This window comes from Brevibacillus sp. TJ4 (genome assembly GCF_044627595.2).
Classification (GTDB): domain Bacteria; phylum Bacillota; class Bacilli; order Brevibacillales; family Brevibacillaceae; genus Brevibacillus.
Window position 1 is genome coordinate 2,288,876 of record NZ_CP185865.1, and the last position, 24,412, is coordinate 2,313,287.

General features: G+C 55.6%; 21 protein-coding genes. 2 read left to right on the forward strand and 19 right to left on the reverse strand.

Annotation, left to right across the window (positions count from 1 at the left end):
• Positions 1 to 67 precede the first annotated feature (67 nt).
• Complete coding sequence (gene ant(6) / locus ACAF76_RS11145; protein WP_400163626.1) at positions 68 to 922, reverse strand: aminoglycoside 6-adenylyltransferase; 855 nt, start codon at positions 920 to 922, stop codon at positions 68 to 70.
• Positions 923 to 1,085: 163 nt separating this feature from the next.
• On the reverse strand, positions 1,086 to 1,616 hold the full coding sequence (locus ACAF76_RS11150) for a YceI family protein (protein WP_400163627.1): 531 nt from the start codon (positions 1,614 to 1,616) through the stop codon (positions 1,086 to 1,088).
• 218 nt (positions 1,617 to 1,834) lie between these two features.
• Between ACAF76_RS11150 and ACAF76_RS11155 the strand changes: the two genes are divergently transcribed.
• A complete protein-coding gene (locus ACAF76_RS11155) occupies positions 1,835 to 3,079 on the forward strand; it encodes a cysteine desulfurase-like protein (RefSeq protein WP_400163628.1) in 1,245 nt (414 codons plus the stop codon).
• A 127-nt stretch (positions 3,080 to 3,206) separates the two neighbouring features.
• Positions 3,207 to 3,650, forward strand: coding sequence for a GNAT family N-acetyltransferase (locus ACAF76_RS11160; protein ID WP_400163954.1), 444 nt, complete (start codon positions 3,207 to 3,209; stop codon positions 3,648 to 3,650).
• 90 nt (positions 3,651 to 3,740) lie between these two features.
• On the opposite strand, the gene accC is transcribed toward ACAF76_RS11160, so the two are convergent.
• From accC to ACAF76_RS11245, 17 genes are all read right to left on the reverse strand, one after another.
• Positions 3,741 to 5,087, reverse strand: coding sequence for an acetyl-CoA carboxylase biotin carboxylase subunit (gene accC / locus ACAF76_RS11165; protein ID WP_400163629.1), 1,347 nt, complete (start codon positions 5,085 to 5,087; stop codon positions 3,741 to 3,743).
• Positions 5,087 to 5,566: an acetyl-CoA carboxylase biotin carboxyl carrier protein gene (locus ACAF76_RS11170; RefSeq protein WP_400163630.1), complete on the reverse strand. Its 480-nt coding sequence runs from the start codon at positions 5,564 to 5,566 to the stop codon at positions 5,087 to 5,089. The genes accC and ACAF76_RS11170 overlap by 1 nt, the downstream gene beginning before the upstream one ends.
• Before the next feature lie 15 nt (positions 5,567 to 5,581).
• On the reverse strand, positions 5,582 to 7,132 hold the full coding sequence (locus tag ACAF76_RS11175; protein WP_400163631.1) for an acyl-CoA carboxylase subunit beta: 1,551 nt from the start codon (positions 7,130 to 7,132) through the stop codon (positions 5,582 to 5,584).
• Positions 7,133 to 7,139: 7 nt separating this feature from the next.
• Positions 7,140 to 8,204, reverse strand: coding sequence for a methylmalonyl Co-A mutase-associated GTPase MeaB (gene meaB, locus ACAF76_RS11180; RefSeq protein ID WP_400163632.1), 1,065 nt, complete (start codon positions 8,202 to 8,204; stop codon positions 7,140 to 7,142).
• The gene (gene scpA, locus ACAF76_RS11185) at positions 8,201 to 10,387 is read right to left on the reverse strand and encodes a methylmalonyl-CoA mutase (RefSeq protein WP_400163633.1); all 2,187 of its coding nucleotides are present in this window, start codon (positions 10,385 to 10,387) and stop codon (positions 8,201 to 8,203) included. The genes meaB and scpA overlap by 4 nt, the downstream gene beginning before the upstream one ends.
• The gene (locus ACAF76_RS11190) at positions 10,384 to 12,507 is read right to left on the reverse strand and encodes a methylmalonyl-CoA mutase family protein (protein WP_400163634.1); all 2,124 of its coding nucleotides are present in this window, start codon (positions 12,505 to 12,507) and stop codon (positions 10,384 to 10,386) included. Before ACAF76_RS11190 ends, scpA begins: the two co-directional genes overlap by 4 nt.
• Before the next feature lie 37 nt (positions 12,508 to 12,544).
• Positions 12,545 to 13,081 carry an acetyl-CoA carboxylase biotin carboxyl carrier protein gene (gene accB / locus ACAF76_RS11195; protein ID WP_400163635.1) on the reverse strand — a complete coding sequence of 179 codons (537 nt, stop codon included), beginning with the start codon at positions 13,079 to 13,081 and terminating at the stop codon, positions 12,545 to 12,547.
• A gap of 214 nt (positions 13,082 to 13,295) precedes the next feature.
• On the reverse strand, positions 13,296 to 13,922 hold the full coding sequence (locus tag ACAF76_RS11200; RefSeq protein ID WP_400163636.1) for a TetR/AcrR family transcriptional regulator: 627 nt from the start codon (positions 13,920 to 13,922) through the stop codon (positions 13,296 to 13,298).
• A 91-nt stretch (positions 13,923 to 14,013) separates the two neighbouring features.
• Positions 14,014 to 14,907 carry a D-alanyl-D-alanine carboxypeptidase family protein gene (locus ACAF76_RS11205; RefSeq protein ID WP_400163637.1) on the reverse strand — a complete coding sequence of 298 codons (894 nt, stop codon included), beginning with the start codon at positions 14,905 to 14,907 and terminating at the stop codon, positions 14,014 to 14,016.
• Between the two features lie 29 nt (positions 14,908 to 14,936).
• Positions 14,937 to 15,932 carry a peptide-methionine (S)-S-oxide reductase MsrA gene (gene msrA, locus ACAF76_RS11210; protein ID WP_400163638.1) on the reverse strand — a complete coding sequence of 332 codons (996 nt, stop codon included), beginning with the start codon at positions 15,930 to 15,932 and terminating at the stop codon, positions 14,937 to 14,939.
• A 174-nt stretch (positions 15,933 to 16,106) separates the two neighbouring features.
• Positions 16,107 to 17,516: a M20/M25/M40 family metallo-hydrolase gene (locus ACAF76_RS11215; protein WP_400163639.1), complete on the reverse strand. Its 1,410-nt coding sequence runs from the start codon at positions 17,514 to 17,516 to the stop codon at positions 16,107 to 16,109.
• Positions 17,516 to 19,177 (reverse strand): ABC transporter substrate-binding protein, encoded by a 1,662-nt coding sequence (locus ACAF76_RS11220; RefSeq protein WP_400163640.1) that lies wholly within the window; start codon positions 19,175 to 19,177, stop codon positions 17,516 to 17,518. Before ACAF76_RS11220 ends, ACAF76_RS11215 begins: the two co-directional genes overlap by 1 nt.
• Before the next feature lie 54 nt (positions 19,178 to 19,231).
• Complete coding sequence (gene opp4C, locus ACAF76_RS11225; RefSeq protein WP_400163641.1) at positions 19,232 to 20,149, reverse strand: oligopeptide ABC transporter permease; 918 nt, start codon at positions 20,147 to 20,149, stop codon at positions 19,232 to 19,234.
• Positions 20,150 to 20,168: 19 nt separating this feature from the next.
• The gene (locus tag ACAF76_RS11230) at positions 20,169 to 21,119 is read right to left on the reverse strand and encodes an ABC transporter permease (RefSeq protein ID WP_400163642.1); all 951 of its coding nucleotides are present in this window, start codon (positions 21,117 to 21,119) and stop codon (positions 20,169 to 20,171) included.
• A 21-nt stretch (positions 21,120 to 21,140) separates the two neighbouring features.
• A complete protein-coding gene (locus ACAF76_RS11235) occupies positions 21,141 to 22,130 on the reverse strand; it encodes an ABC transporter ATP-binding protein (protein WP_400163643.1) in 990 nt (329 codons plus the stop codon).
• A complete protein-coding gene (locus tag ACAF76_RS11240; RefSeq protein WP_400163644.1) occupies positions 22,127 to 23,143 on the reverse strand; it encodes an ABC transporter ATP-binding protein in 1,017 nt (338 codons plus the stop codon). Before ACAF76_RS11240 ends, ACAF76_RS11235 begins: the two co-directional genes overlap by 4 nt.
• A 47-nt stretch (positions 23,144 to 23,190) precedes the next feature.
• A complete protein-coding gene (locus tag ACAF76_RS11245) occupies positions 23,191 to 24,399 on the reverse strand; it encodes a M20 family metallopeptidase (RefSeq protein WP_400163645.1) in 1,209 nt (402 codons plus the stop codon).
• Positions 24,400 to 24,412: the final 13 nt, after the last annotated feature.

The window sequence follows — 24,412 nt, forward strand, 5'->3', positions numbered from 1 at the left end:
ATTCGCGGATTGAGAAGCGCCAGATTTTACCAAGAAAAAACCGCCTGCTGGAGGCGGTTTCCGTCGCTTATGTCCATGTAGCATAGACATTTTGGGTGTATGCCGTAATCGCTTCATCGTAGTCCGGATACTCATATCCGAGACTTTCGGACACAGCTTTGGCGTATTTGCGAAACAACGCTTGGCATGTAAATAATGACTGCCACGTCTGGGCATACCCGTTTTGCTCATAGGTAGAGAGGAGTTTATCCCAATCCTCGCGGGGAAGGTAACGATCGAGAAATTTGCTGTTCTTCCCAACACTGAAAGTATAGCCCCGCTCAGCTCCGATTTGCCACGCCATCATTCGCAGCAAATTCGGTCTTGCAATCCCGTGCAGATGATCAATGGCAAACAAAATTTCTTTTCGCGCCAATCCTTTTACCACGTATGTCGAAACCATCCAGAATTCGTTGCAGCAATCATCAAATTGTCTGGCCGTTGGCTTTTGTATCCAGTATTGCCGATCATCCGCGATCACTTCACGCTCGATCCGGAGGTCCTTATCGAGCAATACCTCGACTAAACCGTCGCTCTTGGCAAAATAGTCCTCTACCTCGTCAATGGGGATCAGTGTGAGGTCGACTTTATTCCCATCCTCAAGCAGAAGCAGATAGGAAAACCAATTTCCGAGCTCCGGCGGAAAAAGCTCCATATCCTCGGGTTTTTGCATCATTAGACGCTTCCCGAAAACATCAAGCCACAAATCACTCGTCTTGAAAGAATCCATCTCTGTTACAAAGTAAGAAATGTCGTAATCCTGAAACCGGTCAGGAGGAATATGTTTGTTTGTACGCGACCCTTCCAATGTTACCAATCGGATTCGATCATCGTTTGTGGCAACATCCATGATGAGAGCCATCATTTCCTGTTCACTTCTCAAAGGGCGGTCCCCCTTTCCTTCCCTTCGCTTCGCACTTGTTCGACTCATTAAATTCGTCGCCATGTTTTCATTCTCCTTGCGAAACGAACGGCCAGACAAAAAACAAAAAACCCGACATCTAGGTGTCAGGTTTTTTGTGAAAATCGTGGCATGCGATGACGCGTTACGCTTTCATTGCCTCGATTTCAAGCGTTACCTTGATCTCGTCACCAATCAATACGCCGCCTGTTTCCAGTGCTGCGTTGTAAGTCAGACCGTAATCACTTCGCTTGATCGTCCCTTGGGCGCTAAAGCCAACTTTCTCGTTGCCCCATGGATCTTTTCCGGAACCTTCATACACAACGGTAAACGTCTCCGGACGAGTCACGCCATGCAGCGTCAGATCACCCGTTACGGTGTACTCTCCTTCACCAGTTTTCGCGAAGGACGTGGAGGTAAACGTCATGTTCGGGTATTTCTCCACATCGAAAAAGTCAGCGGAACGAAGGTGATTGTCACGATCTTCGTTGCGCGTATCGATGCTGCTCAGATCGACTTTGAACGTGACTTCTGCTGTCGTCAGGTCGCTCGGATCAGCGCTGATTTGCGCTTCAAATGCGTGGAAAGTTCCTTTTACCTTCGCAATCATCATGTGGCGAATGGAAAAATCTACACTGCTGTGGGATGCGTCTACTGCCCAATTGCTTTTTGCCATTTGTACATAACACTCCTTTTAACTTACTTTTTTTAATTAACTTACTGTATATTACTTACCTATTATTCTATACTGGTCGAGTCCCTTTGTCAATTACTTAAAATTTAAGATATTATTTGATTTGTAAAGGAGTGTGTTCATAAAAGTCCAACTATTGTGATAACATGAAGATGTTATCCATGTTCTTCGCGAAACTTTACATAAAGGAGACATGTCCCATGACCCAAACGACACATTCCTTTCCGATCGAAGCAGTTCGCCAGCAGTTCCCCGCTTTGCAACGGATGTATAACGGCAAGCGGGCAATCTACCTCGATGGTCCAGGCGGTTCTCAGGTGGTAAAAGGCTCTATGGACGCCATCTACGCCTATATGGCGAATGGCGGTGCCAACCTGCACGGCTCCTTCCCGAGCAGCCGGGAGACCGAAGCGATCATCGCCGAAGCGAAAGAAGCGGCAGCGCAGCTTTTGGGGGCGAAGGCAGAAGAAGTCGCATTCGGCGCCAACATGACGACGCTCGCCTTTGCCGTGGCACGTGCGCTGGGCCGCAACTGGCAGCCGGGTGACGAACTGGTCGTCTCCGAACTGGATCATCGGGCCAATGTCGACCCGTGGCTGACCATCGCTGCAGATCGCGGCATGACGGTACGCTGGATCAAGGTCAACCCGGCGACACTTACCCTCGACCTGGACGACCTCGATTCGCTCATCACGGACAAGACGCGGCTGGTCGCCGTCGGTCTCGCCTCCAATGCAGTCGGAACGATTAACGACATCTCCCTGCTCTCTGCCAAAGCCAGACAGGCAGGCGCACTTGTCGCTGTCGATGCCGTCCATGCCGCTCCCCACCTGTTTATCGACCGGGATCGGCTCGGAGCGGACATCCTGTTCTGCTCGGCCTACAAGTTTTTCGGTCCTCATGTAGGCATAGCCGTCATTCGCAAAGAGCTGTTCGCAGCATTGCAGCCGTATAAATTGCAGCCTGCTCCAGCGTACATCCCCGACAAGCTGGAAACCGGCACGCAAAATCACGAAGGCATCGCCGGGATCGCGCCTGCCATCCGGTTTATTGCCAGCCTTGGCAGCGGTGACACCTTGCGCGCACAAATTCACTCCGCCTTTGCCGCGATTGAAGCCTACGAGAACCGCCTGGCAGAACAGATCAGAACCGAGCTCGCCCGGATGGAGGCGGTCACGCTGTACCAGGCAGCGGATGATGTAGCGAAAACGCCGACGATCGCGTTTCGGATCAAGGGAATCAGCCCGCAGCAAGTGTGTGAGCATATGGCGGAGCAATATGCGATTTTTATCGCGGACGGCGACTTCTACGCCTCTACGCTGGCTGACAAGCTGGGAATCAATGAGGACGGCGGTTGGGTCCGTGCCGGTCTGGCCCCGTACAATACCGCAGAAGAAATCGATCTGTTCGTCTCAGGCATTCGCAAGCTCGTGCAAGGGCTGTAGACAGCAATTGTCAGTATCCTCATACTGGTTAAAATAGAAAAAATGAAATGGAGTGGTCTGGGTGGAGGAGACGATCAGACTGGAAGAGTTGGATGCGGTCGAGGCAGACTTGCCCGAACTGGCGGGCATGCTGGTCAAAGTGGTGGACGACGGGGCATCGATCGGTTTTTTGCCACCGATGAAGCAGGAGACGGCGATACGGTATTGGGAATCAGTACCCGCACCGGATGTGATTCTCTACGTCGCAAAGGTCGGAGACAACATAGCCGGAAGCGTGCAGCTCCATCTGTGTACGAAGGAGAACGGCACGCATCGGGCGGAGATCGCCAAACTGATGACCCATCCAGACTTTCGCCGAAAAGGAATCGCGCGTACACTGATGCAAACGGCGGAGGAACGGGCCAGGCAGGAAAACCGGAAGCTGCTGGTGTTGGACACGCGCGAAGGTGATCCGTCCAACCTGCTGTACCGCTCCCTGGGCTTTGTGGAAGCGGGACGGATTCCTGACTTTGCCCAATCCGAGAACGGGTCCCTGGATGCGACGGTCTTCTACTACAAGCGGCTGACGTAAGGAAAAACCTGTTGAAAAACCTGTTGTCAGCCAATAAACGGGGCTTTCCCTCACGCAATCGGTGAAGGGAGTAGCCCCGTCTTTTTTTGTTTACACGTCCAGCTTGTGCGTTTCCAGGAAATTGGTCGCAAAATGGCCTGATACAAAATCCGGGTGTTCCAGCAGCTTGGCGTGAAACGGAATCGTCGTGTGGACGCCATCGACGACGAATTCATCGAGAGCCCGTCTCATGCGGGCAATCGCTTCCTGGCGATCCTTGCCCCAGACGATCAGTTTGGCGACCATCGAATCGTAAAACGGAGGAATTTCATAGCCGGGGTACACCGCACTGTCGACTCGTACACCATAGCCGCCGGGCGGCAGGTAGCGCTGTACTTTGCCCGGAGACGGCATGAAGTTTTTCTGCGGGTTCTCCGCATTGATACGACATTCGATCGCCCACCCGTCCAATCGCACTTCCTCCTGCGAAAAGGAAAGCGGCTGTCCGCAAGCGACGCGTATTTGCTCCTTGATCAAATCAATCCCGGTAATCATCTCGGTGACGGGATGCTCCACCTGAATCCGCGTGTTCATCTCCATAAAGTAAAACTTGCCATGCTTATCCAGCAAAAACTCGACCGTACCTGCACCGTGGTAATCGACAGCTTTGGCTGCCGCTACCGCCGCTCTCCCCATCTGCTCGCGCAGGTCTTGATCCAAAGCCGGAGATGGCGCCTCTTCGACGAGCTTCTGGTGGCGGCGCTGGATCGAACAGTCGCGCTCGCCGAGAAAGACTACGTTGCCGTGTGTATCGCCCATGATCTGGATTTCTACATGGCGCGGCTCCTCCACGAATTTCTCCAGATAGACGCCGGGATTGCCAAACGCCGCCTCCGCTTCTTTCTGTGCCTGGCGGATCGACTTGCGCAGCTCCTCGTCGTCCCACGCGACACGCATTCCCCGACCACCGCCGCCTGCCGTCGCCTTGACGATTACGGGGTAGCCGATCTCGGCAGCCACGGCGATCGCTTCTTCGATCTCGTCAATCAGTCCATCCGTACCGGGAACGAGCGGCACATTGGCTTCGCGCATCGTCGCCTTGGCAATCGCTTTGTCGCCCATTTTCTGGATCGCACTCGCGTCTGGCCCGATAAAGGTGATGGAGCAATCCTTGCACAGTTGGGCGAACGAAGCATTTTCCGCCAAAAAGCCGTACCCCGGGTGAATCGCGTCCGCTTCCGTCAGCAGCGCCACGCTGATGATCCGGGACATGTTCAAATAGCTGTCTTTGGACAACGTCGGACCGATGCAGTACGCTTCGTCGGCCAGTTGGACGTGGAGCGCCTCGCGATCTGCTTCCGAATATACCGCGACCGTCGATATCCCCAGTTCATGGCAGGCACGGATGACGCGCACAGCAATTTCCCCGCGGTTGGCAATCAGAATTTTGCGAAACATCACTGTCTTCCCTCCTGATTTGGCTCGACCACGATCAACGGTTTTCCGTAATCGACGAGCTCCCCGTCTGTGACCAAAATCTCGGTCACCGTCCCGTCTACCGGAGATACGATTTCATCGTATAGCTGCAAGGCTTCGACTGAACAACGGCCGACCAGCGCACCTTGGGCGATTGCATCTCCCACAGCCACAGCCGCAGTAAATGTACCGACGGAGGTGGAGCGGATCGTCCAGGCAGAAGATGCTGCCGCGGCTGGCGACTCCTCCTCGTTTGCCGTCTCGGCTGTTGCTGCCGCTTCCTCGTAACTTCGCGTTGCTTCCGCCACTTCTTGCTCGGATACTGGCAGTGCTTCGGGACGGGCTGTTATCGGTGCCGCTTTTTTAATCGTGATGCTCGTGCCATCTGTTTCCCAAACCAGTTCCTCGATCGACGTCTGGTTCACCAGTTTGATCATCTCGCGAATGTCGTGCAGTTTCATCGGATCAGATCACTCCTATAACGGGATGTTCCCGTGCTTTTTGTAGGGGCGGCTCTCCTGTTTGTTGCGCAGCATTTCCAGTGCTTCCGCCACTTTGCTGCGGGTCTGGCGCGGGTCGATGACATCGTCGACCATGCCGAGACTGGCCGCTACGTACGGATTGGCGAACTTTTCGCGGTACTCCGCAATTTTTTCCGCTCGCGTCGCCGCCGGATCAGCGCTTTGCTCGATCTCCCGGGCAAAGATGATGTTGGCTGCGCCTTCTGGTCCCATGACCGCGATCTCTGCGTTCGGCCAGGCGTAGACGACGTCGGCTCCAATCGATTTGGAATTGAGCGCGACGTATGCTCCGCCGTACGCCTTGCGCAAGATTACGGTGATTTTTGGCACCGTCGCTTCGGAATAGGCGTACAAGATTTTCGCGCCGTGGCGGATAATCCCGCCGTGTTCCTGATTGATCCCGGGGAAAAAGCCGGAGACATCCTCGAACGTGATGAGCGGAATGTTGAAGCAGTCACAGAAGCGGATAAAGCGCGCCAGCTTGTCGGAGGAGTGAATGTCAAGCCCTCCTGCCATCACTTTCGGCTGGTTGGCGATCATTCCGACGCTGTGTCCCTCGATCCGGGCAAAACCGACGACAATGTTGCGGGCAAACTGTTGCTGGACCTCCATAAAGTCGCCATCGTCGACAATCGCTTCGATTACTTTGCGTACATCGTACACCTTGGTGCTTTCCACCGGTACCAGGTCGAGAATGTCATCCTGCATCGCCCGCTCGAACGAACGATCGAGTGCAGGCGGCTTCTCCCGGTTGTTTTGCGGCAAAAAGCTGAGCAGGCGGCGCACCCCTTCGAGCACTTCCTGTTCTGTTTCCGCAGTAAAATGGGCGTTTCCGCTCAAGCTGGAATGGACCTTGGCCCCGCCCAAATCTTCCGCCGAAATTTTTTCGCCAGTCACAGTTTCGATCACTTTCGGTCCGGTAATGAACATCTGGCTCGTCTTTTCAACCATAAACACAAAATCGGTAATCGCAGGCGAGTACACTGCTCCTCCTGCACAAGGACCGAGAATGACGGAAATTTGCGGGATCACCCCGGAATAGATCGAATTGCGGTAAAAAATCGTGCCGTACCCGTCCAGCGAGCTGACGCCTTCCTGAATTCGCGCTCCGCCAGAGTCGTTCAACCCGATCACAGGGGCGCCGTTCTTCGCAGCCAGGTCCATCACCTTGGCAATTTTCATCGCGTGCATCTCGCCCAGGGCGCCGCCAAACACGGTAAAATCCTGGGCGAAGACGTAGACGGGCCGACCGTGAATTTTTCCGTATCCGGTCACTACGCCTTCCCCCGGGGCTTCCATCTGATCCATCCCGAAGTTGGTCGCGCGGTGCCGGACAAACGGATTCAGCTCCACGAAGCTGTCGGCATCGAGCAGGATGTCAAGCCGCTCGCGTGCCGTGAGCTTCCCGCGATTGTGCTGGGCGTCGATGCGCTCGTCTCCTCCGCCCAGCTGGATCGCAAATTTCCGCTCCATCAGCTCATCGATTTTTTCATGCATCTTGCTCATCGTCCGATCACTCTCCCCATTCCGATTCATCTCGTTTCTGTTCATAGGTCTCGATCAAAAGCTGCGCGGCTGCCGTCGCAGAAAGCTCTCCGCGCAGAACTGCAGCTTCCACCTCGGGCAGCTTGCTCGCCACCCCGGAATGTCCAAAAAACCGCGAGCGCAGATAGTCCTCGGTCATGCTCATCAGCCAATCGCGTGACTGCGCCTGGCGACGTGCGGCAAGTCCTCCCGAGCGGGTCAGTTCGTCGCGGAAGTTCTCCACGACGCCCCATATCTCCGCGATTCCTTCCCCGGTCAGCGCCGAGCAGGTGTAGGCTTGCGTCTGCCAGCCCGCCGTGGCAGGCTGCAGGTAATGCAGCACGCGATTGTACTCTGCTTTGGCGACCATCGCCCGCTGCTTGTTCTCTCCGTCTGCCTTGTTGATCAGGAGCGCATCGGCAATTTCAATGACCCCTTTTTTGATCCCTTGCAGCTCATCTCCGCCTCCGGTCAGCATCATCAGCAAAAAGAAGTCGACCATCGAGCGTACTGTCGTCTCGCTCTGCCCCACGCCTACAGTCTCGACCAGGATTACGTCGAAGCCAGCCGCTTCGCAGAGCAAGATCGTTTCCCTCGTCTTGCGGTTCACGCCGCCGAGTGTGCCTCCTGTCGCAGAAGGGCGGATAAAGGCGCGCGGGTTGCGCGACAGCTGTTCCATCCGCGTTTTGTCGCCCAGAATACTGCCGCGCGTCACTGGACTGCTCGGATCGACGGCGAGCACCGCGACACGGTGGCCGCGCTCGCACAGCATCGTACCCAGCGCCTCGATAAAGGTGCTTTTGCCAGCCCCCGGTACTCCGGTAATCCCGACGCGAATCGAACGGCCGGTATGCGGCAAAAGCTGCTTCAGCACGTCCTGGGCGAGCTTCATGTGCTGCGGCGAATTGCTCTCCACGAGCGTAATCGCCTGCGCCAGGACGGAACGGCTGTTTTCCAGCACGCCTTTGACGTACTGCTCTGCGGAGAGGCGGGGGGGACGGACGGACGTGGAAAACACCAGTGAACTCCGCTCCTGTCTCTCCTCGCCCGTCATACTGCTGCCTCCAGCCTTTTCACGATTTCCTGGATCACCTGCTGTGCCGCTACAGGGATGACCGTGCCAGGACCGAAGATTGCCGCTGCGCCATGCTCTTTTAAAAAGGCGTAATCCTGCGGCGGAATTACGCCGCCTACGACGACTACGATATCCTCGCGCCCGAGCTTTTTCAATTCCGCGACCAACTGCGGCAGCAATGTCTTGTGTCCGGCGGCAAGCGAGCTGAAGCCGATCGCGTGGACGTCGTTTTCCACTGCCTGCAAGGCCGTTTCCTCCGGTGTCTGGAACAAAGGGCCGACGTCAACGTCAAAGCCGAGATCGGCAAAAGCGGTGGCGATCACCTTGGCTCCCCGGTCATGTCCGTCCTGCCCCATCTTGGCGATCAGGATGCGCGGTCTTCTGCCTTCCCATTTTTCGAACTGGTCTGCCATTTCGCGGACGACGGCGACTTCCTGCTCTTCGCCGAATTCGGCGCTGTACACGCCTGTGATGGAGCGGATGACTGCCTTGTGGCGTCCGACGACCTTTTCATACGCTTCCGAGATTTCCCCCAGCGACGCTCTCGCCCTGGCGGCTTCCACTGCGAGCTCCAGCAGATTGCCTTCGCCGCTATGGGCGCATGCTGTGATCGCTTGCAAGGCCGCTTGCACGCGGGCTTCGTCCCGGTTCTCGCGCAACTGCTGCAGCCGTCTGATCTGCGCCTCGCGCACAGCCGTATTGTCCACTTCGAGAATGTCCAGCGGGTCTTCGTGTTTCAGCCGGTATTTGTTGACCCCGATGATCGCTTCCTTGCGCGAGTCGATATGCGCTTGCCGGCGCGCTGCCGCCTCCTCGATCTTCATTTTCGGAAGCCCGGTTTCGATCGCCTTGGCCATTCCCCCGAGCGCTTCGACCTCTTCGATATGCGCCCAGGCCCGCTCGGCCAACTGGGCTGTCAGCGATTCCACGTAGTAGGAACCAGCCCACGGATCGACGACCTTGCAGATGCCCGTCTCGTCCTGCAAATACAACTGCGTGTTGCGGGCGATCCGCGCAGAGAAGTCGGTCGGCAGGGCGATCGCTTCATCCAGGGCATTCGTGTGCAGCGACTGCGTGTGCCCAAGCGCTGCTGCCATCGCCTCCAGATTGGTGCGAATCACGTTGTTGAACGGGTCTTGCTCGGTCAGGCTCCACCCCGATGTTTGCGAATGGGTGCGCAGCGCCATCGATTTTTCGTTCTTCGGGTTAAACTGCTTGATCAGCTTCGCCCAGATCAGCCGCGCTGCCCGCATTTTGGCAATCTCCATAAAATAGTTCATGCCGATCGCCCAGAAGAAGGAAAGGCGCGGTGCAAACGCATCGATGTCAATGCCTGCTTTCAGCCCGGTGCGTATATACTCCAATCCGTCTGCCAGCGTGTACGCCAGCTCGATGTCGGCGGTCGCCCCGGCCTCCTGCATGTGGTAGCCGGAGATGCTGATGCTGTTGAACTTGGGCATATGTGCGGAGGTGTAGGCGAAGATGTCGGAAATGATCTTCATCGACGCTTCCGGCGGGTAAATGTACGTATTGCGCACCATGTACTCTTTCAAAATGTCGTTTTGAATCGTGCCTGTCAGCTTGGAGCGGTCTACTCCCTGCTCCTCGGCGGCGACGATGTAGAACGCCATGATCGGCAGCACTGCCCCGTTCATCGTCATCGACACTGACATTTGATCCAGCGGGATGCCGTCAAACAGGATTTTCATGTCGAGGATCGAATCTACCGCCACACCGGCTTTTCCCACGTCGCCGACGACGCGCGGATGATCGGAGTCGTAGCCCCGATGTGTCGCCAGGTCGAAGGCGATCGACAGCCCTTTTTGTCCGGCTGCGAGATTGCGGCGGTAAAACGCGTTGCTCTCCTCCGCCGTGGAAAAACCGGCGTACTGGCGCACGGTCCAGGGACGTGTCACGTACATCGTCGGGTACGGCCCGCGCAGGTACGGAGGCAGCCCCGGCATGTAGCCGAGATGGGTCATACCCGCTGTATCCTCACTGCCGTAGACCGGTTTGACCAAAAGCTGCTCGTTCGTTTGCCACATCAGCTCGTCAAGCGACAAACCCGTCTCTTGCTGCAACCTCGCCTCCCACACTTCTGCTGGCGGGACGCTGCTTTTTCTGCGGTACTCCATGTGGCGAAAATCAGGATGCTTGCTCATGCGATCACCCCTGTGCGTTTCTGCAGGTCATGCAGCAAAGCGTAGCAATTGCTTTGCATATGCAGAAAATCATCGACCCCTGCATCGCGGTATGCGTCTGCCTGTTCGGCTGCCGGACGTCCGGCGAGCCAGACCGTCAGCTCCGGCTGCGCCGCTTTCAACAGGCGTGTAAGCGGAGCTGCGACATGCGGATAGCTCTCATCGTCCGCACAAATCACGACGATCCGGGCACCGGATGCAAGAGCCGCCTGTGCCGCTTCTTCGACCGTCGACGGCGATTGCTCCTGTCTCGATACGGCAAAGCCTCCGACGGCGAGAAAATCCGTGCAAAAATCGGCGCGTGCCTTGTGCTTTGCCAGCGGTCCTACCGTAGCCAGGTGGACTAGTGGCTTGTTGCCCGTGCGCTGGCTGTACATGTCCGCGTTTTGGCGCAACTCTTCAAATGCCTGCGCGGCGCGCTGCTGCTGGATCGGCGAAATGGACATGCCTTCACCTAGTCCGCCTGTCCACGCTCTCGTCACATCGCCCAATGTCGCTCCCGCCAGGACAGCTGCCACTGCCTTGGCGACGGGATCAGCGGATGAGCGGGACAAATCTGCCAGCGTATTCGCTAGCTGCGCCTGGTCGTGCTGGCTGCGCCAGGAATGGAGGCGGGCCATATGTTCGGTTGCAGCGACTGGGTCCGCCGTTTTTGGAACCGGCAGCTCTTCCGAGGTGTTCGGGTACATGTTCGTCCCGACGATCCGCTCTTTTCGCTTGGCGATTTGCTCAGCCTTTTTCGCCGCGATCCGTGCGATCTCCGCTTGCGGGAAGCCAGCCTCCAGTGCAGCCTTCATGCCGCCCAGCCGCTCCACCTGCTGGAAAAGCTCCCACGACCTGCGGGCTAGTGCATCGGTCAGCCACTCTACGTACCACGAGCCGCCAGCCGGGTCCGCGACCTTGGCGAGATGCGCCTCTTCCTTGAGAATAATTTGCGTATTGCGGGCGATCCTTCTGGAAAACTCGTCTGCTGGCCGAATCGGCTCGTCAAACGCGGATACGTGCAGACTGTCGATCCCGCCGACGATCGCTGAAAACGCTTCCGTACTTGCCCGCAGCATGTTCACGTACGGATCGAGTACGGTTTTGTTCCACGCAGAGGTACGAGCGTGGATGCGCATCTTCTGCGCTGTAGCGGACCCGCCGAAAGCCTCAACGATATTCGCCCAGAGCAGGCGTGCCGCTCGCAGCTTGGCGATCTCCATAAACACGTTGGAACCGATGGAAAAGGAGAATTGCATTTTCGCAACAATCTGTTCGACTGTCAGCCCTCTGTCCAGCATCGCGCGGATGTACTCCACTGCTGTGGCGAGCGAAAAGGCAAGCTCCTGGACTGCTGTTGCTCCGGCGTTGTGATACGGATGCGATTCGACATGGATCGTACTAAGCTGTGGAGCATGCGCGCTCGCCCAGCCGGTTACTGCTGCCATGTCGTCGTAAGCGTGCGTTAGCGGGCAGTCCAGCTTTCCGGTCTGCACGAGTCTGCCCAGCGGGTCCGCACCCACCAACCCCCGTAGCTTGGCCGGATTCGCTCCTGCCGTCTCCAGGTGTGCGAGCAGCAAGCCAAGCATCGGGAGCGCAAGCCCGCCTGAAGGCAGAAAAAGCGGCACTTCCTCGAGATTGATGCCAGAAAATGCCGTATCCAGATCGTCTCGGCAGAAAAGATATAGACCGACTTCTTCAAGCTCGGAAGGCTCTGTCTGATCCGGGTCCTTTCCTGCTCGTGCAGCCGGGTGCAGGACGATATTCAACATCGTCTGTCCGCGTTCCAGGTCGCTGATCGCGGCATCGTGAAATGCTTGCGGCGTGGACGCCGGGATCTCCTGGTTGACTTCCCACCCCTCGGTACAGTAGCCCGCCGGATGGTTTCCACGTACATACGGGGCGATTCCCGGCATTGCCGGCACGTGCGCGATACCCTCGACATCTGCCTGTGTGTAGATCGGCTGCAGCGTGATCTCTTCGTAAGTATCTGAGAGCAATTTCGCAAACGGTGCTCCTTTCAACGAGCTTTCCGCCTCTTTGCGCCACTCTTCGTAGGTCGGTACGGGAAACGCCTGAAACAGTTCCTCTTTCCCCACTCGGATTCCCCCTCTCATCTCAGCCTAAGCAGATCGGCTATCCATCCAGCTTCACCGTAAACAAAGGCTGTCCCGGCTCTACCAATTGTCCGTTTTCCGCTAAAATTTCGACGATTTCCCCGCGAACTTCTGCTTCAATCTCGTTAAACAGTTTCATCGCTTCCACGATGCATACGACAGTCGATTCCTCCACACGGTCATGGACCTGGACGTACGGCGGTGCGTCAACGGCTGGCGCCCGATAAAACGTGCCTACCATCGGCGACGTGATTGTATGCCGTTTTTCAGTCTTGGACCCGGATGGTTTTGTGGTTCCTGCCGGTTCGGCTGCTACAGGGTGTGTGACTGATTTTTCCTGTAACGCTGTACCTGCCTGCTTGCTGGTAATTTGCACGACGGCCGCCTGGTGTTGCCCGTTGCGTTCGGCGAGAGGAGCCGGCAACAACGGCACGGCGCTATGGGCAGTACGCCTTTTGATCGACAGCCGGGATGTTTCATTTTTCACTTCCACGGATTCCACATCTGTTTGTTCCAACAGCTTCACAAGCTCACGAATTTCATAGATGTTCAACACGTTTCATGCCTCCCTCCCGATAAGACCGACCAGTTGGTCTGTTACCCTCACTTTATCAAATCTTCCTTTTCTTGTACAGACCAACCAGTTGGTCTGAAGGAATTATTTTTCTAGCGCGAATTGTCAGACATGCAAATTCAATTCAGAAAGGCCCCACATTACCTTTACAAGTACGAGAGGCCTGCTGAATATCGCATAAAAGCATGAAGATTGCTTATTGGTTGATCAGAAAATAGCGGGCGTAATCGGGATTGTCCTTGGATTCCTGGCGCAGAACCGAGTGCAGAACCATGTCGGCGTATATATCGGCTATCTGCTCGATGGAATACGTGCCCGACTTCTGATACCACTTGTAAATCCAGTTCACCATCCCGAAGATCGCCATCGAGACGATCGGGACAGGCAGCTCCGGTCGGAAGTCGCCTGTCTCGATCCCTTCCTGAATCAACGAAAACATCATTTCTTTGTACTGATCGCGCTTGCTCTCGATCTCCGCAAAATACTCCGGAGCCAAAAACAAGCTCTCCTGGTAAAAGATCGTCACCTGCGACCGGTACAAATCGATCATCATCACAAACGATTTGACAATAGCCTGCAAGCGCTCCGGTGGCGTATTCCACTGGCGGTACGCCTCCTGGGCCTTTTCCAGCACGTAGGAAATAAACTGGTCATGGATGATGTACAGCAGCTCATCCTTTGACTTGAAGTTGTGATAAAACCCCCCTTTGGAGGTTCCGCTCTCTTTGACGATCTGGTCTACCGTAACCCGATGATAGCCGTTTGCTTCAAACAGGCGCATCGCGGTCTCGATAATGCGTTCTCGAATCGGTTTTTCGCTCATTCTCTTCACCCGTGTCCATTATAGCACATGCTGGAATGCCACCATGCGGCAGAATCGCTTGCGCGGGGAAAGGCTCTTTTTCTTCCCCTGTTTATCCTTCGGAAGAGACAGGCGTTGCCCCAAAGTACTCTTCCAGTGTCAGCCCTGTTTTCGCAAGCTCCTGTGCCAGTTCTACACCGACGTAGCGCAAATGCCACGGCTCGTAGATATATCCGGTAATCTCCTCTTTGCCGAGCGGATAGCGAACGATAAAGCCGAACTCCATGGAGCGCGCTGCCAGCCACTCTGCTTCCGGTGTACCGGCAAAGCAGCTTTCTGCCGCGCATTTGCCGTCAATGCCGGAAATGTCGATGGCAAGTCCCGTCTCATGCTCGCTCGTACCCGGATAGGCGCTGTACGTTCTCGCTTTTTCCAGTCCATCCTTGGCGACATAACGGGCAAACAATGTCTTTTGGTACTCGTGGGAGCGGTAGCCAGAGACTCCGGCCAGCGCGATGCCATCTGCCTGTGCGGCAGCAAACATCTGTTCCAGTGCACGCGCTGCCTCTTCCCGCAACATCCGTCTTTCGCTTTTTTCCGGTGCCAGGAACGGGACATTCGGGAAGACCAGATCAGTCGGCTTGTACTCTTCCGGCAATTTGCGCTGCTTGTTGACCAGTACCGTCAAGCTCGCCGGTTCGGCTACGACCTCCAGGGCGAGGTCTTGCGGTATTTCAGATGGCGTAGCTGTGCCCTTGGCATCAGCGGCTGTCGTATCCTGCTGCGGTTGATCTGCCGGTGTGGCTGGTGTAGACATGGGTGGTTCCTCCTTTTGGTCCGTCGGTTTCTCCTGCTTGCTTTCGTCTGTCGGGGGTTCGGACGCGACATCGACCGGTTTTTCGCCGCCAGTGAGCGGCGCCATCGCTCCCTCGCATCCCTGCAGCAGCAGGAAAAGGGCTGAGACGAGCAATAAAGACCCCTTTGTCTGAATCCATCTACCTCTCATCGTTTCGTTCCTTTCAGCGAGCGATATGCTCACTTTTTCTCGAAGAGTTTCAGATACTGACCAAAGCCCTCTTTTTCCAGTTGGTCCTTGGGGATAAAGCGAATGGCTGCCGAGTTGATGCAATAGCGCAAGCCATTTGGTCCCGGCCCGTCCTCAAAGACGTGGCCGAGGTGAGAATCGGCCTCCTTGCTGCGGACCTCGGTACGGATCATGTTGTGGCTCAAATCGAGGTGCTCGGTGACGTTTTGCTCTTCGATCGGCTGGGTAAAGGACGGCCAGCCGCAGTCGGAATCGAATTTGTCCAATGAGCTGAAAAGCGGCTCATTGGAGACGATATCCACGTAGATGCCCTCTTCACGATGATTCCAGTATTCGTTGACGAACGGCCGCTCCGTCGCGTTGTTTTGCGTCACTTCAAACTGCAGCGGCGTCAAGCGCTTCCGCAGTTCTTCCCGCTTTTCCTTGTCCTGCCACGCTTCCTTGATGAATGTAGCCCTGCCGGATGCCGCCTGGTAGTACTTGTAGCGAAGCGGGTTTTTCTTGTAGTAGTCCTGATGGTACTCTTCCGCAGGGTAAAACGTCTGCGCTGGCAAAATCGCCGTCGCGATCGGTTTGTCAAAACGGCCGCTTCGCTCCAGCTCTTCCTTTGACCTCAACGCAATGTTGTGCTGCTCCTCGTCGTGATAAAAAATGGCCGGTGCATACGACTGGCCGCGGTCGGCAAACTGGCCACCGGCATCGGTCGGATCAATCTGCTGCCAAAACGATTGCAACAGTTGCTCATACGAGATTTTCTGAGGGTTGTAGGTGATCTGCACGGCTTCATAGTGGCCGGTCGTCCCGCTGCATACCTGTTCGTATGTAGGATTTTCGACGGTACCGCCCGTATAGCCGGAGATGACCTGAATTACGCCCGGCTGCTGGTCAAACGGATGTACCATGCACCAGAAGCATCCGCCGGCAAAGGTCGCCACTTCATATCTATCGGTATCGCTCACCTGATGTTGCCTCCTTTTATTTGCCATTCGTGCTATTCTCCAAATTGTACATGGAATTTCCGGCAAAGACCACCTTGCACAACAAAAAAGGTGCCGCCACAAACCATTCTTTCTGCCGTGGCAGCACCTGTTATCCGCAAAGCATGATCTTATTCACAAAAGAAGAGCAAAAGGCTGTTGCTATACCCGGTGGATCAACCCTTACCCGTTGCCGCTTTGGCTGCGATGCAGATGCGCATCCATCGCCTGGGCAAATCCAGACAGCATCAGTACCATGTGCACGATCCCCTGCTCAAAATCCTGCAAGCGAATCGATTCGTTGGGAGCATGCACCTTGGAGCCTGACCAGCCTACGCCAGTGCTGACAATCGGCAGCCGCAGCGCCTCGCCAAACGCGTACATCGGTCCCGTTCCAGCCGAATTTGGCGCGACTATCGGTTCGTGGCCGTATACGTGGCGCGCTGTTTCCATGACATGGGAGACAAAAGGATGATCGTAGTCGGAGCGATACGCTTTTTGCCCGTTCCACATCTTCACCGATATATCGTCAAAGCCATGCTTCAGCAAATGGCTTTTCACGCAGGCGAGGATGTGCTCAGGGTCCTGGCCGGGCACGAGGCGGCAGTCCACTTTTGCTTTGGCGCGCTTGGGAAGTACCGTCTTGGCCCCTTCGCCCGTGTACCCGCTCTCGATTCCGCATATCGTCATCGTGGGGTGAAACACCATCGCTTCGCGTGGATCGACGCCCAGCGCTTCCGTGATCAGTGGACGCTTCAACCCGTATAAGCGGCTGATCGCCTCCGTGTCAAACGGAAGATTTCGCACTACCTGCCTTTCGCGTTCGCTTGGCTCGAGAATCCCGTCGTAGAAACCCTCTACGAGAATTTCATTTTCCTTGTTTTTCATCGTCGCCAATGCCTGGACGAGGCGCCATGCCGCGTTGTCCACGTAGGCCCCGATCGACGAGTGCATGTCGATCTCGGCTCCTTCGCAAGTCAACTCCAGGTAAGCCATTCCCTTGATGCCCGCTACCATGCTGATCCGCTCGGCTTCATCCTTGCTGCCGAATTCCCAGATGCAGGCATCCGCAGAGAAGAGCTCCTGATACTTGCGCAAGTACGGCTCCAGATTCGGACTGCCGATCTCTTCCTCGCCCTCGACCATGAACTTGACGTTGCAGGGCAGTCCGTCTTCGCTCTCCTGGAGCAGCTGGATCGCGGTCAGCCGCGCGACCAGGTCTCCCTTGTTGTCTGCAACCCCTCGCGCAAACAGCTTTCCATCCTTGACAGCCGGCTCGAACGGGGGCGTTTCCCACTCGTCAAACGGCTCTGGCGGCTGGACATCGTAATGGTTGTAAAAAAGCAGTGTCTTGCCGGGGTCCCCCTTGCTGCCGGCAGGGAAGAAGCCATAGATTACCGGGTTGCCGCCCAGGTCATCGAGTACGCGCGTTACGCCCCCCAGCTTCTCCATCATGGCGACGACGAAGGCAACGGTTTCCGGGATCGCCGAATGCTGTGCGGAGACCGTAGGAAGCCGCACGTATTCCTTCAACGTCTCCAGCGTCTGTGGCAGGTGCTCCTGGACGCGCTTGATCACTTGTCCCTGATCCATCAGTGCGCACCTGCTACTGACCATTTTTCCAATTCGTGGTGGAATCCGAACACTTTCGGCTCACCGTGTGCGACCTGTTTGGAAATGGCTGCGAAGTCGTTGTCCGAGTACAGCGAAATCAGCGGCAAGTCTTCGTTCCAGATTTTTTGCAGCTCGGCGTAGATGCCTTTGCGCACGTCCATATTCGGTTCTGCCTTTCCTTTGAGCATCAGTTCGTCTACGCGCGGGCTGCTGTACTGCATGAAGTTAAAGCTGCCGTTCGTGGTGTACAGCGTCGAGACGTCGGGATCGAGCGTGAGCGTCAGACCCATCAGCGTCACTTCGTAGTCACCCGCCTTGGCTTTGCTCAAAACGGTCGGGAAGTCGAACTTCTGCACTTTCACCTTCAAGCCGACTGCTTGCCAGCTTTGCGTGATCACGTCGGCGGACTGCTCGCGAACCTTGTTTCCGGTAGGCACGTTCAGCACGATCTCGCGGTTGAAATCCCAGCCTGCCTCCTGAAGCAGTTGCTTCGCCTTTTCCGGATCGTGGGTGTACTTTTCCAGCGTCGTATCCAGGTACGGGTTTACCGATGTGTACGGTCCGTCAATCACTTCCCCGTAACCTTTCAACAGCTTGTCGACGATCTGATCCCGGTCGATCGCGTAGGCCATCGCCTTGCGGACACGCGGGTCAGAGATGACGTCCATGTTGAACATCAGCGTCTGGAAGCTGAAGTTCGGTTCGTCTTTGGTCACGACGTTCTCAAACGATTTGACCGTATCGAAATCTTGCGGAGCGATTTTGCCGATCCCGCCTGCCACGTTCATATGCAGTTCGCCGGTTTGCAGTTGTGCGACCATGTTCGGGCCTGGCAGCACCTTGATGAACAGCTTTTCCAGCGCGGGCTTGCCACGGTAATAATCCGGATTGGCTGCCAGCTCGACGTACTGGTCTTTTTCGTATTTCACGAACTTGAACGGACCGTTGGACACGTTCGGATTTTGCATGAACGGATCTTGCGACAATGCCGCCGGGTCGACGTTTTCCAGGATATGCTTGGGCAGGATCATCAGCTTGACGCCGAGCTGCTCTTTGAGCATATTCGGATCGACTGGCGCCTTCGTTCTAAATTCCAGCGTCTTGTCATCGATTACTTTCACAGACGGGATTTCCGTCTCGCCCTCTTTCAGCTTGCCGTTTTCGCCGAGACCGTCAAACATGGCGATGTAGCTGCCAACGGTAGTCTCGACTTTCGGGTTGGCGATCAGATTCAAGGTGAAGGCTGCGTCGTGAGCGGTCACCGGAGTGCCGTCCGTCCAATTCGCATTCGGGTTGATCCTGATCGTAAATGTCTGGTTGTCTGTCGTTTCAAACGCGTCGGCGAGCTTGGGAGCAAACTCGAGAGGTGCGACCATTTCCAGAAACGAGTCAAAAAAGAACTTTTCAACAAACTGGGATGCAACGTCTGTGCTATTGATTGGATTAAACAAGATGGGAGGATTCGTCATTCCCAAAAACATCGTGTTGCCTGCTGCTTGACTGCCGGGCTGCTGTGTTTCCGTACCTTGCTGACCGCCAGCTTCTCCCGCCGGAGCGGCTGAATTCCCGCCCCCGCAAGCAGCCAGTACCAGCAAAGATGACACTGCCAAGATGTTCGCTGCTCGTTTGACCAATTTCATCGTACACACCCCTTTTTTCTATTTTGTTTTCAACCAGACAACCACCTGCACGCACTACTTCAAACTTCTCGGGTCCATGGCATCACGCAGGCCGTCGCCGATAAAGTTGATCGACAGCACCGCCAACAGAATCATCATGCCCGGTGGCACCCACAGCCATGGTTGCTGTGACAGGACGGTGAGCGACTGCGCTTCCGTCAGCATGTTGCCCCAGCTCGCAGTCGGCGGCTGGACCCCCATGCCCAAAAAGCTGAGCGATGCTTCCATAATAATGGCGGAGGCTATGCCAAACGTGGCGTTGACCAAAATCGGAGCGAGGCAGTTTGGCAGGATATGCTGGAAAACAATCTTCGGGGCTGAATAGCCCAGGGCTATGCCAGCCTTCACGTAGTCCATTTCCTTGACAGACAGTACGCTGCCGCGAACGATCCGCGCGATCCCTGGCCAGCCCAATATCCCCAATACGATAATGATATTGGATAAACTCGGGCCCATGATGCTGACGATGACGAGAATGACCATCAAGTATGGAAAGGACATGAAAATATCCGTCAGGCGCATGATCACCATGTCCACCCAACCTCCGAAATAGCCGGCCATTGCGCCGAGAATGGTGCCGATGATCACGTAGATAGCGACAGCACCAATGCCCACCGCCAGGGAAACACGAGCTGCGTAGATCAGTCGGCTGAGATTGTCCCGGCTTACCTGGTCGGTCCCAAGGAGGTGTTCCTCAGAGGGAGCGGCAGCAAAATTGCCAGAGATTTCGTAGGGATCGTGCGGCGCCAGAACCGGAGCGAAGATTGCGCAAAGTGTAATCAAGACAAAGACAATCAATCCGGCTACTGCCAGCCTGTGCTTGAGAAAGCGCTTGGCAATCATTTTCAGGTAACTCTCTTCTTCACCCAGGGCAAGCACTTCTTGCTTTGGAATGGCGTCTTCCTGTTCGATTTTTGCATTGGCCAGTGACATCTCGTCTCCCCCTTTCTCTTTAGTTGTACTTGATCCGCGGGTCTGCGACAGAATACAGGATGTCTGCCAGCAAGTTGGACAAAAGCACGGTGATCGCGGCGATAAAGTTGATCGCCATCAAGGTCGGGTAGTCACGGGAACCGATCGATTGGATCGTCAACTGGCCAAGTCCCGGCCATTGGAAAATTTGCTCGGTCACGACCGCCCCGCCAATCAGCATCGGAATGTCCATCCCGATAATGGTAATAATCGGAATCAGCGCGTTGCGAAACGCGTGCTTGTTCACGACGATAAATTCACGCAAGCCTTTTGAGCGTGCCGTCCGCAAATAGTCCTGTCCGAGTATTTCCAGCATGCTGGAACGTACGTACCGCACCATATTGCCGGCGATCCCGGTTCCCAGGACAAAAGCAGGCAGTATGAGGTGTTTCAAGGTGTCGAGGAAACCGCCGTCCCCGCCCAGCGTATTCATTCCTCCGGTCGGCAGGAGCTGTAGTTGCACGGCAAATATGTAGATGACACCCAGCCCGAGGAAAAAGTTCGGGATCGAGATTCCCATAAAAGAAAATGAGGTCGTCAAGTAATCAAGCCAGGAGTACTGCCTGATCGCGCTGAGCACGCCGATCGGAATGGCAATCAGGTAGGCGATCACGAGCGCTGTTCCCATCAGGATCAGGGTCGGAACAATCCGCGAAGCTACCATATCGCCTACGGGTGCATACGTGGCGAACGAGAAGCCGAAATCGCCTTGCATCAGGTTTTGCAGCCAGCGCCAATACTGTACGAAAATCGGATCGTTCAATCCGAGCGCTTCCTTCTTCAGTTCGATGTCCGCTGCTGTTGCATCCGGGCTGATGTACATCTCCACCGGATCTCCCGGGGCCAGATGGACGATGAAGAAACTGAACACGGTCACGCCAAAGAGTACAGGAATCGAAATAATCAGTCTTCGGATGATATACGGAAACATTTGTGCATTCCTCCCTCTTCCTTAATTCAATGGAAAGTGACAAGCTACCGCATGTTCCCCGGCGGTAAGAGCGGGAGCCTGCTCCTTGCAAATCTCCTTGGCCAACGGGCATCGTGTGTGAAAGGCGCAGCCAGATGGCGGATTTGCAGGGTTGGGAACGTCTCCTTCCATCACGATTCGCTCGCGATTGCGCAGATGGGGATTGGGAATGGGATAGGCATGCAGCAACGCTTGTGTATACGGATGTCTCGGCTGTCTGAAGATGTCTTGCGTTTTGGCCAGCTCTACGATTTTACCCAAATACATGACGGCAATCCGGTCGCTGATGTACTTGACTGCCCCCAGGCCGTGCGCGATGAACAAATAGGTAAGCTGGAACTCTTGCTGCAAATCTTTCAACAGGTTCAGCACCTGCGCCTGGATTGACACGTCGAGTGCCGAGACCGGTTCGTCGCAGACGATCAGCTTCGGACGCAGAATCAACGCTCTGGCAATGCCAATCCGCTGTCGCTGCCCTCCAGAAAACTCGTGCGGGTAGCGGTTTTTGTGATATCGGGACAGGCCAACGATCTCCAGAATTTCGTCTACTTTGCGGGAAACGTCGCCCTTCTCGGCGAGATTGTGGGCAAGCAGCGGTTCCGCGAGCAAATCACCGATCCGTTTGCGGGGATTGAGCGACGAATACGGGTCCTGGAAAATGATTTGCAAATCGGTCCGCAGCCTGCGCAGATCGGAACCGGAAAGCGAGGACATCTCCTTTCCGTCGAAGATGACCTTGCCTTCTGTCGGGGTCTCCAGCTGCACGATGGCGCGCCCGGTCGTCGATTTTCCGCAGCCGGATTCGCCTACCAGCGAAACCGTCTCTCCCGGAAAGATGGAAAAATCCAAGCCGTCCACCGCTTTTACATGGCCGACCGTGCGGGAGATGATCCCTCGCTTGATCGGATAGTATTTTTTCAGGTTCTGTACTTCCAGCAAAGGAGTTGGTGTCGTCACGCCTTTTTCACTCATGCAATTCCCTCGCTTCGCTTGTTGGTAGATTTTTGCTGCTCCTCTTCGTACAGCCAGCATCTCACCCGGTGAGCGCTGTTTTCAGGCAGCGAGACCAGCGGCGGCTGTTCGGTTGCGCATTGTGGTGTGGCATGCTGGCAACGGTCGTGGAAACGGCAGCCTTTGGGCATCATTTGCAGTGTCGGAACAGCTCCCGGGATAGAAAACAGCTTTTGCGAGCTGTCGTGCTCCAGATGCGGAATCGAGTCCATCAAGCCTTTGGTGTACGGATGCTTCGGCTCATCAAAAAGCGTGAACACATCTGCTTCCTCAACCACTTGCCCGGCGTACATGACGAGTACCTTGTCGGCCATCTCCGCAATGACGCCGAGATCGTGGGAGATGATCATAATGGATGTCTGCGATTCGTCGCGGAGCTTTTTCATTAGTTCAAGAATTTGTGCCTGAATGGTCACGTCCAGCGCGGTTGTCGGTTCATCGGCGATCAAAAGCTTCGGTTTGCAGGAGAGAGCCATGGCAATCATCACCCTCTGTCTCATCCCTCCGGACAGTTTGTGCGGGTATTCGTCAATCAGTTGCTCCGCTCGCGGAATCCCCACCTTCTTCAGCATTTCGACGGCGTAGGCACGAGCCTCTGCCCTGGACATTTTCATGTGGAGCTGGATCATTTCCAGCATCTGATTGCCGATGGTAAAGACGGGATTGAGCGACGTCATCGGCTCCTGAAAAATCATCGCGATCTCGTTTCCGCGAATGTCGCGCATCTGCGCTTCGGTAAACTGCGTCAAATCCTGCCCGTTGAGCTGGATCGTTCCTCGTTTGATCAATCCTGTCTTCCCGAGCAGTCTCATAATCGCAAGCGAGGTCACGCTCTTGCCGCAGCCGGATTCCCCCACAATCCCGATCGTTTCGCCGGGTTTTAGCTGAAAGGAGACCTCATCGACCGATACGACCTCTCCTTTCTCCGTCCGAAACGCGATTTGGAGTTTGTCTACTTCCAAAAAGTTGTTCACATCCAGCCCCCCTGATGTCGGTTGGTTTCTTCTGCTTTGTACATGGATTATGTGCTGACCTCGGTGACCGGCTCGCTAATCTCGGCAACGGTATAGTGATAGACCAGGGTCAAGAGAGCCTTTGCAGCGTACAGCATCCCCCGCTCGTCGATATCAAACTTGGGATGGTGATGCGGGAAGGACGCCCCCGTTTCCTCGTTGCGAGCGCCGGTGAAGAAAAACAATCCCGGTTTTTCTTTCAAATAATAAGCAAAATCTTCTCCGCCCATCATCGGCGGCACTTCTTCTACCGGTGAGTCCGGGAAGGAAGTTTTGATTATATGCGAGAAGACTTCTGCCTCGGCCGGGTGGTTATAGACTGCGGGATAGCCGTCTTCGTACGTCAGGGTGCATTCCGCATGAAGCGATTGGCTGATCCCCGAGACAATGTTGGCAATTTCCCGTTTCATATGTGCGCGTACTTGCTCGTCAAAGGTTCGAACCGTTCCTTTGAGCTCGGCGGAATCTGCGATGACATTTCCGGCGTTGCCCGCATGGAACGAACCGATGGAGAGTACGGCTGATTTTTGCGGGTCGACCTGGCGGCTGACGATGTACTGCAGCTGGGTGACGAGATGGGCACCGATCGCCACTGCATCGATCGTTTGGTGTGGTGCTGAGCCATGACCGCCTTTGCCCTGAATCTGAATCTGGACGACGTCAGCGGCCGCGGTCGCGTATCCTTTGCTGTAGCTGTAGGTCCCGGTCGGCGTGTTCGACGAAAGATGCGTGCCAAACACGAGGTCCACTCCTTCGAGACAACCATCTTCGATCATCGCGATCGCCCCGCCCGGCACTTTTTCCTCCGCGTGCTGGTGAAGCAGGACGACATTGCCGCTGAGCAGGTGCCGATTTTCGCTCAGGACCTTGGCGACAGCGAGCAAGGTCGCGGTGTGCCCGTCGTGTCCGCAGGCGTGCATGACGCCATCGACCTTGGACTTGTACGGAACGTCTTTTTCGTCCTTGATCGGCAACGCGTCAAAATCTGCCCGCAGCGCAATTGTTTTGCCGGGCTTGGCACCGTAAATAGTCCCGACGATTCCTCTGCCCCCTACATTTGTTCGTGTTTCGATACCGTAGCCTTCCAAAATTCCGGCGATCATCTTGGGTGTCTCCACTTCTTCGAAGGAAAGCTCTGGATATTGGTGCAAATGCCTTCTCCATTCGACCATCTGCGGATACATAGCTTCGATTTGCTCCAGCCAATCTCTCAACAAAGGCGTCCCCTCC

Bases quoted from the DNA above. Each gene is read 5' to 3' on its own strand.
- ACAF76_RS11150 (WP_400163627.1), bottom strand. From the start codon at position 1,616: ATGGCAAAAAGCAATTGGGCAGTAGACGCATCCCACAGCAGTGTAGAT.
- ACAF76_RS11155 (WP_400163628.1), top strand. From the start codon at position 1,835: ATGACCCAAACGACACATTCCTTTCCGATCGAAGCAGTTCGCCAGCAG.
- ACAF76_RS11160 (WP_400163954.1), top strand. From the start codon at position 3,207: ATGCTGGTCAAAGTGGTGGACGACGGGGCATCGATCGGTTTTTTGCCA.
- accC (WP_400163629.1), bottom strand. From the start codon at position 5,087: ATGTTTCGCAAAATTCTGATTGCCAACCGCGGGGAAATTGCTGTGCGC.
- ACAF76_RS11170 (WP_400163630.1), bottom strand. From the start codon at position 5,566: ATGAAACTGCACGACATTCGCGAGATGATCAAACTGGTGAACCAGACG.
- ACAF76_RS11175 (WP_400163631.1), bottom strand. From the start codon at position 7,132: ATGAGCAAGATGCATGAAAAAATCGATGAGCTGATGGAGCGGAAATTT.
- meaB (WP_400163632.1), bottom strand. From the start codon at position 8,204: ATGACGGGCGAGGAGAGACAGGAGCGGAGTTCACTGGTGTTTTCCACG.
- scpA (WP_400163633.1), bottom strand. From the start codon at position 10,387: ATGAGCAAGCATCCTGATTTTCGCCACATGGAGTACCGCAGAAAAAGC.
- ACAF76_RS11200 (WP_400163636.1), bottom strand. From the start codon at position 13,922: ATGAGCGAAAAACCGATTCGAGAACGCATTATCGAGACCGCGATGCGC.
- ACAF76_RS11205 (WP_400163637.1), bottom strand. From the start codon at position 14,907: ATGAGAGGTAGATGGATTCAGACAAAGGGGTCTTTATTGCTCGTCTCA.
- msrA (WP_400163638.1), bottom strand. From the start codon at position 15,932: ATGGCAAATAAAAGGAGGCAACATCAGGTGAGCGATACCGATAGATAT.
- ACAF76_RS11215 (WP_400163639.1), bottom strand. From the start codon at position 17,516: ATGGATCAGGGACAAGTGATCAAGCGCGTCCAGGAGCACCTGCCACAG.
- ACAF76_RS11220 (WP_400163640.1), bottom strand. From the start codon at position 19,177: ATGAAATTGGTCAAACGAGCAGCGAACATCTTGGCAGTGTCATCTTTG.
- opp4C (WP_400163641.1), bottom strand. From the start codon at position 20,149: ATGTCACTGGCCAATGCAAAAATCGAACAGGAAGACGCCATTCCAAAG.
- ACAF76_RS11230 (WP_400163642.1), bottom strand. From the start codon at position 21,119: ATGTTTCCGTATATCATCCGAAGACTGATTATTTCGATTCCTGTACTC.
- ACAF76_RS11235 (WP_400163643.1), bottom strand. From the start codon at position 22,130: ATGAGTGAAAAAGGCGTGACGACACCAACTCCTTTGCTGGAAGTACAG.